Genomic DNA, 15767 nt, shown 5'->3' on the forward strand with positions numbered 1-15767 from the left:
CCCTGCATCGGGCGCCTGCACGTCCATGCCGGCGGCCACTTATGTTTGAGGTCGATCATTAGGGGCCCTAGGCCGAATATTCAACAGTTTGAATATGCGCCTCGGCAGCAGAGCTATTTAACCAAGTCGCGCCGATTGGGGCGCTCGTCGTCGCGCGGCACCTATAGTGGAAGCCTGAGCCACGGGGGTCACACGGGGGATCTTGGATGGAGGCCTCATGTTGCCTGCCAGCTTCCGTGTCATCTTCGCTCTGGCCCTTGGCCTGCTGCCGCTCCCATCCCTAGCCCAGACGCAGGCGGCCGCGCCCGTCACGCTCTTCGAGAACGTCCGCATCTTCGACGGCAAGGCGGCCGCACTCTCCCCTCCGTCCCACGTGCTCGTGCGCGGCAACACGATCGAGCGCGTTTCACAGACCCCGATTTCCGCAGAGGCGGGCGCGATCGTCATCAGCGGCGGCGGGCGCATCCTGATGCCCGGTCTGATCGACGCACACTGGCACGCCATGCTGGTCCGCCTGACGCCCGCGATGATGCTCACCAGCGATGCCGGCTACATAAATCTACAGGCCGGCGCCGAGGCTGCCGCCACCCTCATGCGCGGCTTCACCACGGTTCGCGATCTCGGCGGCCCCTCTTTCGGATTGAAGCGCGCCATCGACGAAGGTGTGTTACCCGGCCCGCGCATCTACCCGTCCGGCGCCATCATCACCGTCACCAGCGGGCACGGCGACTTCCGCCAGCTTTCAGAGCTGCCGCGGAAACCCGGTGGACCGCTGTCACGCGTAGAGCTGCTCGGCGGCAGCATGATTGCCGACAGCCCGGACGAGGTTCGAATGCGCGCGCGCGAGCAGCTCATGCAGGGCGCGGCGCTGATCAAGCTCACGGCCGGCGGCGGTGTGGCCTCTCCGTTCAGCCCGCTCGACGTGACCACGTTCAACGAAGCCGAGCTGCGCGCAGCCGTCGAGGCGGCGGAGAACTGGGGCACCTACGTCTGCACGCACGCCTACACGCCGGCCTCGATCCAGCGGTCGATCGCCGCCGGCGTCAAGTGCATCGAGCATGGTCATCTCATGGACGAGGCGACCGCACGGCTCATGGCCGAGAAAGGCATCTGGCTGAGCACGCAACCCTTCCTCGATGTAGCGGGCACCGGCGGCCTGAGCCCGGCAAACCAGGCGCGCAAGCAGCAGGTCATCAGCGGCACGGAACGGGTCTATGCGCTCGCGAAGAAGTACAAGCTCAAGACGGCCTTCGGCACGGACATCCTGTTCTCGCAGGCTCTTGCCGCACGGCAGGGCCACATGCTCGTGGACATCACGCGCTGGTACACACCGGCCGAAGCGCTCATCATGGCGACCTCAGTGAATGCAGAGCTTCTTGCGCTTTCCGGCGCGCGCAATCCTTATCCGGGCAAGCTTGGCGTCGTCGAAGAGGGCGCACTCGCGGACCTGCTGCTCGTCAATGGCAATCCGCTGGAGAACATCGCGCTGGTCGCCGAGCCCGATAAGAGCTTCCTCATCATCATGAAGGATGGGCGCATCCACAAGAACACTTTGTAGGCTCATGGCATCAAGAGGCCGCCGATTGCTCTGGCGTCACACGGCAGGACAGCTAGATTGATCGCTCGCGGCCCATGACGACCATGAAGGTTCCTGATGCGCGCAAAACTGCACGCCCTGCTCTCGATCGCGCTCCTCGCCGGCACCATCTTGTCCGCGTCTCCCGCCAGCGCGTTCGAAACGTACAAGATCGTCGGCGTCCCTGCCGGCGACAGGCTTGTCATCCGCGAGGAGCCGCAGGAAGGCGGCAAGCCGACCGAGTGGGCGGCACTCGGCAACATCCCCGGCAACGCGACCAACGTCCTCGGTACGGGCCGCTCGAAGGAGGTCGACAAGCAGCGCTGGTCGGAAGTCGCCTTCAATGGCGTGACGGGCTGGGTGAATGCGCGCTTCCTCGCCACCGCGGACGATCCGGTGGACCTCAAGGGCGAGACATTTCAGTGCGCCGGCACCGAGCCCTTCTGGGGCGTGACGCTCGCGCCCAAGGAGGGGGAATTCTCCGAGCCCGACTCGAATTCCAAGCTCACGACCGCCCGCGTCCAGCCTGCGACCGCGCGCCTTTTCCCGCTCCTCTATCGCCTGCGCAATGAAAAGGGCCAGTCACTTCGGGCGACCGTCTCGCATCAACAGTGGTGTACTGATGGTATGTCGGACTACGACTATGCCTTCCAGGTCCTGCTCTCGGACGACGAGAATTTTTACGAGGGCTGCTGCTTTCTGAAACGATGAGGCCCCGCCCTGATTGTTGCCGTTGAGTAACGCCCGCATCAATTTAGAAGCCTGTCGCAAATATTTCTTGTTTCAGGCCCAGGCTCCGCCGAGCATTCGATCCACACTCATCCGACATCACGGGGCGTCGTGCAAAGCGGACTTGATTACCGTCCGGAGCTAGACGGCCTGCGCGCCGTCGCCGTCGTCTCCGTCATTCTCTTCCATCTCGGCCTTCCGTACACGCCCGGCGGCTTCGTCGGCGTGGACGTCTTTTTCGTCCTGTCCGGCTACCTGATCACGCGGCAGATCGCGTGGGAGCTGAGAGAAGGCCGCTTCTCGCTCCTGGATTTCTACGATCGTCGCATCCGCAGGCTCTTCCCGGCGCTCTTCGTGATGCTTTTCGTCTCGACGATCGTTGCGCTCTTCGTGCTCTTGCCTCGTGATCTGGATGGCTTCGGCGAATCCCTCGTCGCTGCGGCCACATCCATCAGCAATTTCTACTTCTGGTCGGAGAGCGGATACTTCGCTCCGGCCGCCGAGACGATCCCGCTCCTTCACACCTGGAGCCTCGCCGTCGAGGAGCAGTTCTATCTTCTGTTCCCGCTCATGCTCATGCTCGTTTGGCGCTGGCGCCAGGCCTATGTCGCGCACAGCCTCATCGCACTGGCCATCCTCTCGTTCGCAATCAGCGTTTGGGCCGCGCGCCATACGCCCGATGCCGCATTCTACCTCCTGCCGTCGCGCGCCTGGGAGCTGCTCGTCGGCAGCCTGCTCGCGCTCGCGCCTGCCCGTCAGCGCCTGCCCTCCTGGCTGCGGACGGCGGCGCTCAATCTCGGGCTTGCCGGCATCGCCATAGCCGTGCTCACATTTCACACGCGAATGCCATTTCCAGGCTTCGCCGCGGCACTTCCCGTCTTTGCCTGCGCTCTCATCATCTGGGCCGGACATGCTTCGAGCGCGTCCGCTCCTGACGGCGCGCCCTCTCGGTCTCTCGTGGTATCGCTCCTGGCCTTGCGACCCATGGTCTTCGTGGGGCTGATCTCGTACAGCCTTTATCTGTGGCATTGGCCCATAATCGTATTTGTCCGCCACTTGTCTCCCGATCCGCTCACCACGTTGCAGGCCGCGCTCCTCGCGATCGCAACTTTCGCCATTGCCTATGCGAGCTGGCGGTACGTCGAGCAGCCCCTGCGCCTTGGAGGCGTGCTGTGGCCCACGAGCAGGCTTCGCGTGCGCTACAGCAGCGTGATCGTCTGCAGTCTCGCGTTCATGGGAATAACCCTGGATATCGGCAACGGCTTTCCATGGCTCCAATCCAAGGCCGTCCTCGCGGTCGTGGACGATGAAGGCGACAGGAGCCCGCTGCGACGGCGTTGCCACATTGCACGCGCAGATCAAGGCCGGCGGGCGCTCGCTGATACATGCGTGTTCGGTAGCGCAAGCGGGCAGCATGTCGTCGTGCTCGGCGACAGTCATGGCGCCGAGTTGAGCTACGCATTGTCGGAAGTCGCCAACGAGGGCTTGCTGCAGCTTCGTCAGGTCACCGCATCAGGTTGCCCGCCGGCACTTGGCTTCACGGTCGATGACCATCCGAAGTGTGCGCGCCACACGCAGAACATGGTCGACGGTCTGGCCGACGGCCCACACTCGACGATCCTGATCATCGCGCACTATTTCGAATGGGGGGCACCCGGGCGCCCGCATCGCGACGCATTCTGGCTCGGCATCGAGAAATCAGTCGCGACGCTGCGTCGATCGGGCCATGACGTGATCCTGCTCGGCGGATGGCCGCCACATACGAATGGACCGCTGCCTCATGCGCTCGCCAGGGAGATCAGGTTCGGGCGCTCCATCGAGGACTACAGCTTCCCGATCGACCAATCCTTGGCCAGCAGCATCGACGACAACCTGAGGCAGATCGCCGAGCGGCATCATGCACGCTATCTGCCGCTGCTGGAGGCGATATGCGGCGGCAGCAGCCAGTGCCGCAGCATGATCCACGGACAAGCCATCTACTTCGACCGCGATCATTTGTCGGTGTCGGCGGCCCGCCAGGTCGTCGGAGATATCATCCTGCCCGCGATTGGTCTTCGCGGGGTCGCTGGCGCGCATCCGAGTGCGGGCAAATAGGGGCAACGGTCGAAGCACGCACGGGCGACGGCCGCTGGGCAACACATCCCGCGAGTAGCCGGGGCAGGTCGCCGCCTCACCGCATCGCGATCGGCAGGTTGTTCAGGGAGTCGATGTACCACTTCTCGGCCTCGACGATCGCCGGGTTCTCGCCGTTGGCGTAGATCCAGCTATCGACCGCCCAGCGCTGGCCATTGCCCTTCTCGACGAGCACAGCCGTCCAGTGCGTCCAGCCGGCGACGCCGCGCAGCAGGTTCTCTTTCGAGAACGGCCGCGCGACCGTGTGGTGCTTCAGGAGCCCGTTGTGGTCGAGCACCTTGAGGTAGCTCGTCGTGTTCGTCGCCTCGTCCACGCAGTCCTGCTGCGTCGGGTCGCCCGAGGCCGTGAAATCCATGCCCGGGCGGTCCTTGTCGGTCCCGATCTCTTTGCCGACGCGCGTCTCGATCCAGGCGATGGCATAGGCGACCGCCCGGCGCTCGCCCTTGGCGTCGTCGGTATTGCGGGCCTTCTTCATGACCTCGCGCAGCGACGCAATGTCCTTGTCGGTGAACCGAAAACGCGTCTGCATCTTGCAGCCATAGGCATGGCAGACGTGTACAATGTTCCCATCGGGCGCCTGGGACTTGAACTCGGCGTAGTGGAGGGCTACCGGGCCCTCGCGCTCGTAGGTGCAGCCCGACAGCAGCGCGCCGAGGACCAATCCAATCAAAGCCGTAGCGCGCATGCTATTAGCCGAGCCCCTGACCCCAAACCCTGGTCCCAGCAAGCGATGATTCGCCGCTAAAAGCCAATGTCCTTGCGCTGACCAGTTTGTCCACACAAATCAAGATCATGACGAAAGAAACACCTTTACATGTGATCGGCGGGGGACTCGCAGGGTCCGAGGCCGCATGGCAGATCGCCTCGGCCGGCCTTCCGGTCGTCGTTCATGAAATGCGTCCAGTACGCATGACCGAGGCCCACCAGACCCAGAGCCTCGCCGAGCTCGTCTGCTCGAACTCCTTTCGTTCCGACGACTGGGCCAATAACGCCGTCGGCCTCCTGCACGAGGAAATGCGCCGCGCAGGCTCCCTCATCATGGCCGCCGGGGACGCCCACAAGCTGCCGGCGGGCGGCGCCCTGGCCGTCGACCGCGACGGCTTTGCCGGCGAGGTCACGGCCCGCCTCGAGGCCCATCCGCTCGTCACGATCGCCCGTGGGGAAGTGGCCGGCCTCCCGCCAGCGGACTGGGAGAGCGTCATCATCGCCACCGGGCCCCTGACCTCGCCCGCTCTCAGCACCGCGATCGCCGGCCTGACCGGCGAGGGCGAGCTCGCCTTCTTCGATGCCATCGCCCCCATCGTGCACATCCACAGCGTGGACGAGAGCATTGCCTGGCGCCAGTCGCGCTACGGCAAGACCGGCCCCGCAGGCACGGGCGCCGACTACCTCAACTGCCCTATGTCCAAGGACGAGTACGAGGCCTTCGTCGACGCGCTCCTCGCCGGCGAGAAGACCTCTTTCAAAGAGTGGGAGGCCAACACCCCCTACTTCGATGGCTGCCTGCCCATCGAGGTCATGGCCGAGCGCGGCCGCGAGACCCTTCGCTTTGGCCCCATGAAGCCCGTCGGCCTCGACGACCCGCGCACGGGCCGCTGGCCCTATGCCGTCGTCCAGCTCCGCCAGGACAATGCGCTCGGCACGCTCTGGAACATGGTCGGCTTCCAGACCAAGCTGCGCCACGCCGAGCAGACGCGCATCTTCCGCATGATCCCCGGCCTCCAGAACGCCGAGTTCGCGCGCCTCGGCGGGTTGCATCGCAATACGTTCCTCAACAGCCCGCGGCTCCTCGACAGCCAGCTTCGCCTCAAGGCCATGCCGCGCCTGCGCTTTGCCGGGCAGATCACCGGCGTCGAGGGCTATGTCGAGAGCGCCGCCATCGGCCTCCTCGCGGGTCGCTTCGCCGCCGCCGAGTGCCTCGGCGCCCCGCTTACGCCACCGCCGCCGACGACTGCGCTCGGCGCCCTCATCGCCCACATCACCGGTGGCCACGTCGAAGCATCGGGCGAAGGCCCACGCTCCTTCCAGCCCATGAACATCAACTTCGGCCTCTTCCCACCCATGGAGGAGCCGCGCACCGACGCCGAGGGCAAGCGCCTCAAAGGCAAGGAACGCGGCGCGGCCCGCAAACGCCTCATGGCCGAGCGCGCATTGGCGGATATCGGGGGGTGGTTGCAGGCGAGCGCATCGTAATTTCGCGCGGTCGTCGCTTTCGCGTCTTCGACGCGAGCGAGGCCGCGGCCTCGCGCTCCGCTCGGGGGACACCCCCGAACCCCCGTCTTTTATGGATTTGGAACACGCCGCGAGCGCCGCCATGTCCCTTCTCCCCGTGTTTACGGGGAGAAGGTTAGGATGAGGGGCGGGAGCTTGGTCAACGTTTGCGTATGCCGCCGCCCCTCACCCTAGCCCTCTCCCCGCAAGAGCGGGGAGAGGGGATTCTGGTGCGCTCGCGGTGGGTGCTATGGTCATAAAGTCGGGAGGGTTCGGGAGGGTGTCCCTCGTCGCGCCAAAGGCGCGCCACAAGGATCCAAGAGCGCGAGACTAGTCTCGCTCGCAGCAAAGCTGCGACATACACGAGAGGAAACATCAATGGAAACGCTGCTCCCCCTCGCCGCCGAGATCGCCGACGTGCTCAAGGCGCGCAAGGAAACGATCTCGATCGCCGAGTCCTCGACAGGCGGCTTGATCAGCGCGTCACTGCTCGCGGTGCCCGGCGCGTCCGCCTATTACCTCGGTGGCGCCGTCGTCTACACGCGTCAGGCGCGCTCGGCGTTGACCACCATCACCGACGACGACATGCGCAAAGTGCGATCGGCGAGTGAGCCCTATGCGGCCCTTCTGGCAAAGCAGGCGCGCGAGCAGCTCGGCGCAACGTGGGGTCTCTCCGAGACGGGCGCGACCGGCCCGACGGGCAACCGCTATGGCGACGCAGCAGGCCATTCCTGCATGGCGATCTCAGGCCCCATCGACGCGGTGATCACACTCGAGACAGGCTCAGCCGATCGCGAGGCCAACATGCGCGCCTTTGCCGAGCGCGCACTGACGCTCCTCAAGGAAACGCTTGCTCGGACGCAGTGAGCGAAGATCTTTGCAGGAAGTTAGCGGAAAATTGTCGATCTTCCATCCAATGTCCTGAAGAAGCTCAGCGACGACGCTACCTGCAGATTTGCACAAGCGAACCTCTCCATGAGAGTGCTGTTTCTGGTCTTAGTGTCATCGCTTCCCACGATTCTATCGTGTGTCGTAGCATACACCATTGTGGGAAAGACGGGATCGCAGGCTCTGGATGTCTTCGGGTCGACATCAGGCGGCTACTTCCTCATCGCTTTTCTGTGGGCGAATTGGCTTCTGATTGTGAACGACGGTCTGGTTCGTCTGGGCGTCGGACGAATTCGCTGGATCGGCGTGGAGCTGAAAGAAATACCCTCGTACTGTGGGCTCGAAGGCGATCTCTCCGAACCTCTGGCGTTTCGTCAGAGAGCGACAGTCGGCATCATCATGATACTAGGCGCCACGGGCGCGCTGACCCACATGCTGGTCAAATCAGCGTAGAGATTTGCCACCTTACTCCGCCGGCTGGGCGGCTCTCGGTCGTGCGAGCACGGTCTCGCGCCCGGGCGCGGGATCGAGCGGCACGAGCAGCGACAGCATGAGCGACGTGAAGGCAATGCACGCGCCGAGCCAGAAGATGATCGAGTAGTCGATCGCGCCGAGCAGGCCGAAGCTCACCGGAATCGCGACAGCCGCAATGTGGTTGATCGTGAAGGCAACCGAGGCCGTCGCCGCCATGTCCGCGGGATCACCGATCTTCTGGAAGTAGGTCTTCTGCGCCAGGATGAGCGTGAAGAAGATGCCGTCGATGATGAAGAGCCCCGCCGCCACATGCGCGCTGTTCGTCATCGCGTAGCCGATGAACACGCAGATCAGCACGCTGTTCTCGAGCATGATCGTATTGCGCTCGCCCCACTTCTGCACGAGCCGGCCGAGGCGCGGCGCGAAGAACGTGTTGAGCGAGGAGGTGACCAGCATGAGCATGGCCATATCGGCGACCGAGTAGCCGAACTTCTTCACGAGCAGGAAGCCGCCGAAGGCCATGAAGAGCTGGCGCCGCGCGCCGCTCATGAAGGTCAGCGCGTAATAGAGGCCATAGCGCTTGCGCACGACGAGCCCGGCGCGCTGGCGCACCGGCCCCTCGAAGCGCTTGAAGTGGAACATGGCGCAGACGGTCAGCACGGCGCACGACAGCCCGAGGATGGCATAGAGCGCCGTGAAGTTGTGCCAGCCGAACCACCACACGATCGCGAGGCTGCCGTACGCGATGAACTGCGCCGCCGCGCCCGCGCTGATGATGCGCCCGATGAGCGAGGGCGCCTGTGCCTTCGGAAGGAGCTGAAGCTGCAGCGATGTGTTCGTCGTCTCGAAGTAGTGGAAGCCGACCGACATGATGAAGGTCGCCATCAGCACGCCCATGAGCGTCGGATTCGTACCGGTCAGCGCAACACCGAGACCGAGAAGTACGAGCGCGATGTAGCCGAGCACCTGCTCGCGCATGATCATGAGCCAGAAGGCGACAGTGAACGCGAGAAAGCCCGGGATCTCGCGAACGGTCTGCGTGAGGCCCGCCTCGAACCAGCCGAAGCCCACCGCCTGGATGGTGTAGTTGTGCAGGAGCGCATTCCAGCCGGCAAAGCCGAGCCAGTTGATGAAATGCAGCGTCATGAGGAACTGCACAGCCGAGTGAACGGCGCGCGGATCGGCCGGGCGGTGGTCGGTCATGGGGAGCCCCCTGAAAGTGCCGACGGACGCTGCGCCGCGTCGCTAATGGCGTCAACCGCAGATTTCGCAAGGCGGGTGCCCTCGACGGTCGCGCCTAAGGTGCGGGAAGGGCTGCCGCCCCTTCGGCTCCCAATCCCCTCTCCCCGCCTGCGGGGAGAGGGTTAGGGTGAGGGGCGGCGGCATACGCAAACGTCAGCATGTTTGCTGCCCCTCATCCTAACCTTCTCCCCGTAAGAACGGGGAGAAGGGACTATTTTAGGCCCCACCCTCATCCTTCATCACCTTGCGAATGACGGGCGTGTAGCGCTCGCCGTCGCCGGCCATGATCGCCTCGTCGAAGAGCGTTGCCACGAGATCGGCACCGCGCGCCTTGATGCCGGCCGCCTTCGCGAGCTCCCGCGCGTACGAAAGGTCCTTCTGCGCGTAGCGCACGGAGAAGGCGCCCTCGGGATAGTCCTGCGGCAGCAGATGCTTCATGCCGTGATTGCGCAGCACGAAGCTGTCGGCCGATCCCTTGGACATGGTCTCAAGCAGCAGCTTGCCGTCGACGCCCGAGGCTTCCGCGATCGAGAGCGCCTCCGCCACGGCCATGGTCGTCTCAAACACGACCATGTTGTTCATGATCTTCACGACCTGCCCCGCACCGACCTCGCCGCAATGCGTGATCTCGTTGCCCATGGTCTCGAGCACCGGCTTGATGCGCGCGAACACTTCGGCCGATCCGCCGACCATGATCGAGAGCGTTCCGTCCACCGCAGCTCGACGCGTGCGCGCGATCGGCGCATCGGCGAAGTCCGCGCCCTTGGCGGCGAGATCGGCGGCGAGCTTGCGCATGAGCGCTGGCGGCGCCGTCGACATGTCGACGAGCGTCTGGCCCGTGCGCATGAGCGCGACGAGCCCCGAGGCGCCCTGCGTGACGATCTCGACCTCGCGCCCGCCGGGCAGACACATGAGGATCACGTCCGCCGCCTGCGCGAGCCCGCGCAGTGACGTCGCGATGCCGACGTTGTCGGCCTTGAGGCGCTCGAGCGGCTCCTGGCGCTGATCGAAGGCGATGACCTTCCACGTGCCCTTGCGCGCGAGGTTCCGGCACATGGCTTCGCCCATGACGCCAAGGCCGATGAAGCCGATCGTCGAGATTGTCATTTTCCCCTCCTGCTTTTTATTCCTCGATGCGGCGCCGGTATCAGTCGCACGCGTCTTTTCGGTACGGGCCATACTCGGCGAGCGCAAGCCGCTGCTGCGCCATGAAATCCCGCTCCTCGACAAGATACCGCTCTACGGCGCGGCGGAAACCCGGATCTGCAATCCAGTGCACGGAATAGGTCGGCGTCGGCATGTAGCCGCGCGCGAGCTTGTGCTCACCCTGAGCACCCGCCTCGACGCGCGCGAGTTTCCTCGCGATCGCGATTTCGATGGCCTGGTAGTAGCAGAGCTCGAAGTGCAGGAAGGGATGATGCTCGACCGCGCCCCAGTAGCGGCCATAGAGGCAGTCCCCGCCGATGAGGTTCAGCGCGCCCGCGACGTACTGATCGCCGCGCCGCGCCATCACGAGCAGGCAGCGGTCGCCCATGGCCTCGCCGAGCAGCGAGAAGAATTTGCGATTGAGATAGGGCCGTCCCCATTTGCGGCTCCCCGTCTCCATGTAGAAGTCGAAGAAGGCATCCCAGTGCGCCTCCGTGATCTCGCGCCCGGTGACGTGCTCGATGGCGAGACCCGGAATGCCCTGCGCCTCCGCGCGCTCCTTGCGCACGGCCTTGCGCTTGCGCGAGGCAAGGCTCGCGAGAAAATCGTCGAAGGTCGCGTAGTCGGCATTCTGCCAGTGGAACTGCTGGTCCGTGCGCCGGAGCCAGCCCGAGCCCGCGCCGATCCGCGACCACTCATCTTCCGTGAGAAAGGTCGCATGTACCGATGAGGCATTGGTCTCCTTCGCGAGCGCGGCCGCGCCGGCGACCAGCATCTGCTCGCGCGCTTCCGCCCCCTCACCTGCGCCGACGAGGAAGCGCCGGCCCGGCACGGGCGTGAACGGCACGGCCATCTGGAGCTTGGGATAGTAGCGCCCGCCGGCCCGCTCGTAGGCCTCGGCCCAGCCGTAGTCGAACACGTACTCGCCCTTGCTGTGGCTCTTCAGGTAGCAGGGCGCGACGCCGGTGATCGCGCCGTCCTGCTCGAGCGCCAGATGACAGGGCGACCAGCCCGTGCGGCGGCCGACGGAGCCCGAGCGCTCGAGCGCCAGGAGGAAGGCGTGCGTGATGAACGGATTGAGCGTGGCTGGATCCGGGTTCGCGAGCGCGTCCCAGGCAGCGGCGTCGATACTCTCGATCGCGGGATGCACACGGATGTGCGGCTCGGCACTCGGCTCAGCACTCACGGGCACTTCTCCCTGCGCTGCTGCTTCGATCCTCGCCCAACAAAAAGGCGCCGCGAACGTGGCACGTCCGCGGCGCCCGTATCGACCTATAGAATATTACTTCTCTTCCTCGCCGCCACCCTCGCGACGCTTCAGAGCAGCCTTGAAGATATCGCCGAGCGAGGCGCCCGAGTCCGTCGAGCCGTACTGGGCAACGGCCTGCTTCTCCTCGGCGATCTCGAGGGCCTTGATCGAGACCTGGATGCGCCGTGTCGTCTTGTCGACGCTGATCACCGCCGCATCGACCTTGTCGCCGACATTGAACCGCTCAGGCCGCTGCTCGGAGCGGTCGCGCGAGAGGTCCGAACGCTTGACGTAGGTCGTGATGTCGGTGTCGGCAATACGCACCTGGACGCCATTGGCTTCGACAGCGATGACCTCGCAGGTGACCGGATCGCCCTTCTTGAACTTGGCGATCGTGTCGAGCGGGTCGCCGGCGACCTGCTTGATGCCGAGCGAGATGCGCTCCTTGGCGCTGTCGACGTCGAGCACCACGGCTTTGACGTTGTCGCCCTTCTTGTAGTCCTTGATCGCCTCGTCGCCCGACTTGTTCCAGTCGAGGTCGGAGAGATGGACCATGCCGTCGACGCCGCCATCGAGACCGATGAACAGGCCGAACTCGGTGATGTTGCGCACCGGGCCCTCGACGATCGAACCCTTCGGGTGCGTCGTGAGGAAGCCGTCCCACGGGTTCTCCTGGGTCTGCTTGAGACCGAGGCTGATGCGGCGCTTGTTGGGGTCGACCTCGAGAACCTGCACGTCCACCTGCTGGCTCGTCGAGACGATCTTGCCGGGGTGCGTGTTCTTCTTCGTCCAGCTCATCTCCGAGACGTGGATGAGGCCCTCGACGCCCGGCTCCAGCTCGACGAACGCACCGTAGTCGGCGATGTTCGTGATGGTGCCCGTGAAGCGCGCGCCGACCGGATACTTGGCCTCGATGCCCTGCCACGGATCGGACTGGAGCTGCTTCATACCGAGGCTGATGCGCTGCGTATCCGGGTTGATGCGGATGATCTGCACCTTCACGGTGTCGCCGACGTTGACGACATCGCTCGGGTGATTGACGCGGCGCCATGCCATGTCGGTGACGTGCAGCAGGCCGTCGATGCCGCCGAGATCGATGAACGCACCGTAATCGGTGATGTTCTTGACCACGCCGTCGATGACCTGGCCCTCAGCGAGGCGAGCGACGATCTCGGTCCGCTGCTCGGCCCGCGTCTCCTCGAGCACGGAGCGGCGCGAGACGACGATGTTGCCGCGGCGGCGGTCCATCTTGAGGATCTGGAACTGCGTCGGCACGTTCATGAGCGGGCCGATGTCGCGCACGGGACGGATGTCCACCTGCGAACCGGGGAGGAACGCCACGGCACCGTCGAGGTCGACGGTGAAGCCGCCCTTGACCTTGTTGAAGATGACGCCCTCGACCTTCTCGTTGGCCTCGAACTTCTTCTCGAGACGGGTCCAGCTCTCTTCCCGACGCGCCTTGTCGCGCGAAAGAACAGCCTCACCGAGCGCATTCTCGACGCGCTCCAGGTAGACCTCAACCTCGTCGCCGACCTTCAGGTCGCTGTTGCGGCCGGAGGCGCCGAACTCCTTCAGCGCGACGCGGCCTTCCATCTTGAGGCCGACGTCGATGACGGCGAGATCCTTCTCGATCGCCGTGATCTTGCCCTTTACGACCTGGCCCTCGAAGGCGCCATTGCCGGAAAAGCTCTCGTTCAGCAGGGCCTCGAAGTCGGCCCGCGAGGGGTTCATCTCATTCGGTGCAGCAGTCGTGGTCATTCAGGCTCCATTCTGTTGAATGCGGGATACGGGCCAGCCGGACCGTGGTCCGTCGCCCGTGTGTTCGAAGTCGGAACGACGCTTATGGGGGGGGGGTACTGCGCGGCCCCAAACGGCCATGCGCCAACCCCCGAAGCTTCGTCGGTTGTTCTGGCTTGTGTGCTCGAGTGCCACCGGCGGAGGGCAGGGCCCGCAGCTCAAGATTTGGCCCGCCATCTCGGCAGGCCGGGCTGGCTGATCTTCCTCTTGATCAGTCCGGGGTAGGTGGAGCAGTGGTCAAATAGCGCTTTGCAGACCCGAAAGCAAGGGTCAGCAGGGTGCTGAACGCCCGCTCGTGACGTGGGAAATGATGGCCAGTGCGGCCTCGAAGGCAGCCTCGATGTCCATTTCCGTCGTATCGAGGAGCACGGCGTCCGGCGCCTGCAGGAGGGGGGCGGCCGCCCGGCTCGCATCGCGGGCATCGCGCTGGCGGATGACTTCCACCACCTCCTCGTAGGTCACGTTCTCGCCCCGCCGGACATACTCCTCGAAGCGCCGCCGGGCCCTGACCTCGACGTCCGCCGTGACAAAAATCTTAACGTCGGCATGGGGGCAGATGACGGTGCCGATATCCCGCCCGTCGAGCACGGCACCGGGTGGCGTTCTGGCAAAATTCCGCTGGAAATCCAGAAGCGCCGCCCTGACGGCCGGATGCTTCGCCACCACCGAGGCCGCCTCGCCGACCGCCGTCGATCTCAGGGCCGCGTCGCCGAGCGATGTCGCATCGAGCGCCGCCGCAGCCCGCGCCGCAGCCTCCGCATCCTCGAGATCGGCCCCGGCCGCAAACACATCCCGCGCGACGGCCCGGTAGAGCAGGCCCGTATCCAGCCAGACATAGCCGAAGTGGCCGGCAATACGCTGCGCGAGCGTGCCTTTGCCGGAAGCTGCCGGGCCGTCGATGGCAATGATCATGGCCCCAGCACCCAATTTGCGTCCAGGAGCGGCCCCGTCACTGCCTCAGGCTCCGGCTTCATAGCGTGCGCCGAGCTGCTCCATGAGCCCGCGGAACTCCGGGAAGCTCGTCGCGATCATGCGGCTGTCGTCCACCGTCACGGGCTTCTCGCTCACGAGCCCGAGCGTCAGGAAGGCCATGGCAATGCGGTGATCCAGATGCGTCGCGACCGTGCCGCCGCCCGGCACGCTCTTGCTCCCCGTGACGATCAGCGTGTCGCCCTCGATCTTGGCCTCGACGCCGTTCGCGGCAAGGCCGGCGGCCGTCGCCGCAAGACGGTCGCTCTCCTTCACCTTCAGCTCGGCCAGCCCCTCCATGCGCGTTGCGCCCTTGGCAAAGGCCGCCACGGCCGCGAGCACGGGATACTCGTCGATCATGGAAGGTGCGCGCTCGGGCGGCACGCGCACACCCTTGAGACGCTTGCCACCGCGCGCACGAACGTCGGCGATCGGCTCGCCGCCTTCCTCGCGCATGTTCAGGAGCGTGATGTCCGCGCCCATTTCCTGCAGCGTCTTATAGAACCCGGTCCGCGTGGGGTTGTAGAGAATGCCCTCGACGGTCACGTCCGAGTCCGGAACCAGCACGGCCGCCGCAATGAGGAAGGCCGCCGAGGACGGATCGCCCGGCACGGTGACCGGCCGCCCCTCAAGCTCCGCATCGCCCTTCACCGTGATGCGCGTGCCGTTCGCCGTCTTCTGCGTCCGCACCTCGGCGCCGAAATAGCGCAGCATCCGCTCCGTGTGGTCGCGCGTCGCCTCTTTCTCGACGACCGTCGTCTCGCCCGCCGCATGAAGGCCCGCGAGAAGGATCGCGCTTTTCACCTGCGCGCTCGGCACCGGCAGCACGTACTCCATGGGCACGAGCTGATCCGATCCGCGCACGGTCAGCGGCAGGGTCTCCTTGTCGTCCACGACCTCGAGCCCCATCTGGCGCAGCGGCTTCAGCACCCGCCCCATGGGCCGGCGCGAGAGCGAGGCATCGCCGATGAACTTGACCTCGATCGGGTGTCCCGCAACCAGCCCGAGCATGAGGCGCACGCCCGTACCGGAGTTGCCGTAGTCGATCGCTTCCGCCGGCTGCGTAAGCCCACCGACGCCGCGGCCCGTGACCTCCCAGACATCGCCCTTCTTCTGGGCCCGCGCGCCGAGCGCCGTCACCGCCCGCGCGGTATCGATCACGTCTTCGCCTTCGAGCAGGCCGCGGATGCGCGTCACGCCCGTGGCGATCGCGCCGAGCATGAGCGCGCGGTGCGAGATCGACTTGTCGCCCGCCACGCGCACGGTGCCGCTGAGCGTGCCCGCGCGCCCGGCCGTCAAAGGTGTTGCCTGTCCTGATGCTTTTTTCATCAGCCGCCCGCCAATGCCCGATCA

Annotated in this window: 13 protein-coding genes; 6 read left to right on the top strand and 7 right to left on the bottom strand. The window is 65.3% G+C overall.

The genetic code is table 11. From position 1 onward, the window contains the following. Nucleotides 1–217 precede the first annotated feature (217 nt). From CS1BSM3_RS06870 to CS1BSM3_RS06880, 3 genes are all read left to right on the top strand, one after another. The gene (locus CS1BSM3_RS06870) at nt 218–1558 is read left to right on the top strand and encodes a metal-dependent hydrolase family protein (RefSeq protein ID WP_072386260.1); all 1341 of its coding nucleotides are present in this window, start codon (nt 218–220) and stop codon (nt 1556–1558) included. 96 nt (nt 1559–1654) lie between these two features. Continuing rightward, nucleotides 1655–2287 carry a COG3650 family protein gene (locus CS1BSM3_RS06875; protein ID WP_072386261.1) on the top strand — a complete coding sequence of 211 codons (633 nt, stop codon included), beginning with the start codon at nt 1655–1657 and terminating at the stop codon, nt 2285–2287. 129 nt (nt 2288–2416) lie between these two features. Next, the gene (locus tag CS1BSM3_RS06880) at nt 2417–4399 is read left to right on the top strand and encodes an acyltransferase family protein (protein ID WP_072386262.1); all 1983 of its coding nucleotides are present in this window, start codon (nt 2417–2419) and stop codon (nt 4397–4399) included. A 76-nt stretch (nt 4400–4475) separates the two neighbouring features. On the opposite strand, the gene CS1BSM3_RS06885 is transcribed toward CS1BSM3_RS06880, so the two are convergent. Further along, nucleotides 4476–5123 (bottom strand): hypothetical protein, encoded by a 648-nt coding sequence (locus CS1BSM3_RS06885; RefSeq protein ID WP_072386263.1) that lies wholly within the window; start codon nt 5121–5123, stop codon nt 4476–4478. A 107-nt stretch (nt 5124–5230) separates the two neighbouring features. Here CS1BSM3_RS06885 and trmFO point away from each other — a divergent pair, with 107 nt between their 5' ends. The 3 genes from trmFO to CS1BSM3_RS06900 all read left to right on the top strand — a co-directional run bounded on the left by trmFO (nt 5231) and on the right by CS1BSM3_RS06900 (nt 7990). Then, a complete protein-coding gene (gene trmFO, locus CS1BSM3_RS06890) occupies nt 5231–6631 on the top strand; it encodes a methylenetetrahydrofolate--tRNA-(uracil(54)-C(5))-methyltransferase (FADH(2)-oxidizing) TrmFO (RefSeq protein WP_072386732.1) in 1401 nt (466 codons plus the stop codon). A 396-nt stretch (nt 6632–7027) separates the two neighbouring features. Next, nucleotides 7028–7516: a CinA family protein gene (locus CS1BSM3_RS06895; RefSeq protein WP_072386264.1), complete on the top strand. Its 489-nt coding sequence runs from the start codon at nt 7028–7030 to the stop codon at nt 7514–7516. Between the two features lie 108 nt (nt 7517–7624). Beyond that, the gene (locus tag CS1BSM3_RS06900; RefSeq protein WP_072386265.1) at nt 7625–7990 is read left to right on the top strand and encodes a hypothetical protein; all 366 of its coding nucleotides are present in this window, start codon (nt 7625–7627) and stop codon (nt 7988–7990) included. A gap of 12 nt (nt 7991–8002) precedes the next feature. Here CS1BSM3_RS06900 and CS1BSM3_RS06905 read toward each other — a convergent pair whose 3' ends face one another. From CS1BSM3_RS06905 to aroA, 6 genes are all read right to left on the bottom strand, one after another. Further along, complete coding sequence (locus CS1BSM3_RS06905) at nt 8003–9214, bottom strand: MFS transporter (RefSeq protein WP_072386266.1); 1212 nt, start codon at nt 9212–9214, stop codon at nt 8003–8005. A 255-nt stretch (nt 9215–9469) separates the two neighbouring features. Continuing rightward, nucleotides 9470–10360: an NAD(P)-dependent oxidoreductase gene (locus CS1BSM3_RS06910; protein ID WP_244540444.1), complete on the bottom strand. Its 891-nt coding sequence runs from the start codon at nt 10358–10360 to the stop codon at nt 9470–9472. A 40-nt stretch (nt 10361–10400) separates the two neighbouring features. Then, the gene (locus CS1BSM3_RS06915; RefSeq protein ID WP_072386268.1) at nt 10401–11591 is read right to left on the bottom strand and encodes a GNAT family N-acetyltransferase; all 1191 of its coding nucleotides are present in this window, start codon (nt 11589–11591) and stop codon (nt 10401–10403) included. 90 nt (nt 11592–11681) lie between these two features. Continuing rightward, nucleotides 11682–13406 (bottom strand): 30S ribosomal protein S1, encoded by a 1725-nt coding sequence (gene rpsA, locus CS1BSM3_RS06920; protein ID WP_072386269.1) that lies wholly within the window; start codon nt 13404–13406, stop codon nt 11682–11684. A 309-nt stretch (nt 13407–13715) separates the two neighbouring features. Continuing rightward, nucleotides 13716–14357, bottom strand: a complete 642-nt coding sequence (gene cmk / locus CS1BSM3_RS06925) for a (d)CMP kinase (protein ID WP_072386270.1) — start codon at nt 14355–14357, stop codon at nt 13716–13718. A 45-nt stretch (nt 14358–14402) separates the two neighbouring features. After that, nucleotides 14403–15743: a 3-phosphoshikimate 1-carboxyvinyltransferase gene (aroA, locus tag CS1BSM3_RS06930; RefSeq protein WP_072386271.1), complete on the bottom strand. Its 1341-nt coding sequence runs from the start codon at nt 15741–15743 to the stop codon at nt 14403–14405. Between the last annotated feature and the right edge of the window lie 24 nt (nt 15744–15767).

This window comes from Hyphomicrobium sp. CS1BSMeth3, assembly GCF_900117415.1.
Lineage (GTDB): Bacteria > Pseudomonadota > Alphaproteobacteria > Rhizobiales > Hyphomicrobiaceae.

Coding starts and splice junctions, on each gene's coding strand:
- CS1BSM3_RS06885 (WP_072386263.1), bottom strand. CDS start 5,123: ATGCGCGCTACGGCTTTGATTGGATTGGTCCTCGGCGCGCTGCTGTCG.
- aroA (WP_072386271.1), bottom strand. CDS start 15,743: ATGAAAAAAGCATCAGGACAGGCAACACCTTTGACGGCCGGGCGCGCG.
- CS1BSM3_RS06895 (WP_072386264.1), top strand. CDS start 7,028: ATGGAAACGCTGCTCCCCCTCGCCGCCGAGATCGCCGACGTGCTCAAG.
- CS1BSM3_RS06910 (WP_244540444.1), bottom strand. CDS start 10,360: ATGACAATCTCGACGATCGGCTTCATCGGCCTTGGCGTCATGGGCGAA.
- CS1BSM3_RS06900 (WP_072386265.1), top strand. CDS start 7,625: ATGAGAGTGCTGTTTCTGGTCTTAGTGTCATCGCTTCCCACGATTCTA.
- cmk (WP_072386270.1), bottom strand. CDS start 14,357: ATGATCATTGCCATCGACGGCCCGGCAGCTTCCGGCAAAGGCACGCTC.
- rpsA (WP_072386269.1), bottom strand. CDS start 13,406: ATGACCACGACTGCTGCACCGAATGAGATGAACCCCTCGCGGGCCGAC.
- trmFO (WP_072386732.1), top strand. CDS start 5,231: ATGACGAAAGAAACACCTTTACATGTGATCGGCGGGGGACTCGCAGGG.
- CS1BSM3_RS06870 (WP_072386260.1), top strand. CDS start 218: ATGTTGCCTGCCAGCTTCCGTGTCATCTTCGCTCTGGCCCTTGGCCTG.
- CS1BSM3_RS06875 (WP_072386261.1), top strand. CDS start 1,655: ATGCGCGCAAAACTGCACGCCCTGCTCTCGATCGCGCTCCTCGCCGGC.
- CS1BSM3_RS06905 (WP_072386266.1), bottom strand. CDS start 9,214: ATGACCGACCACCGCCCGGCCGATCCGCGCGCCGTTCACTCGGCTGTG.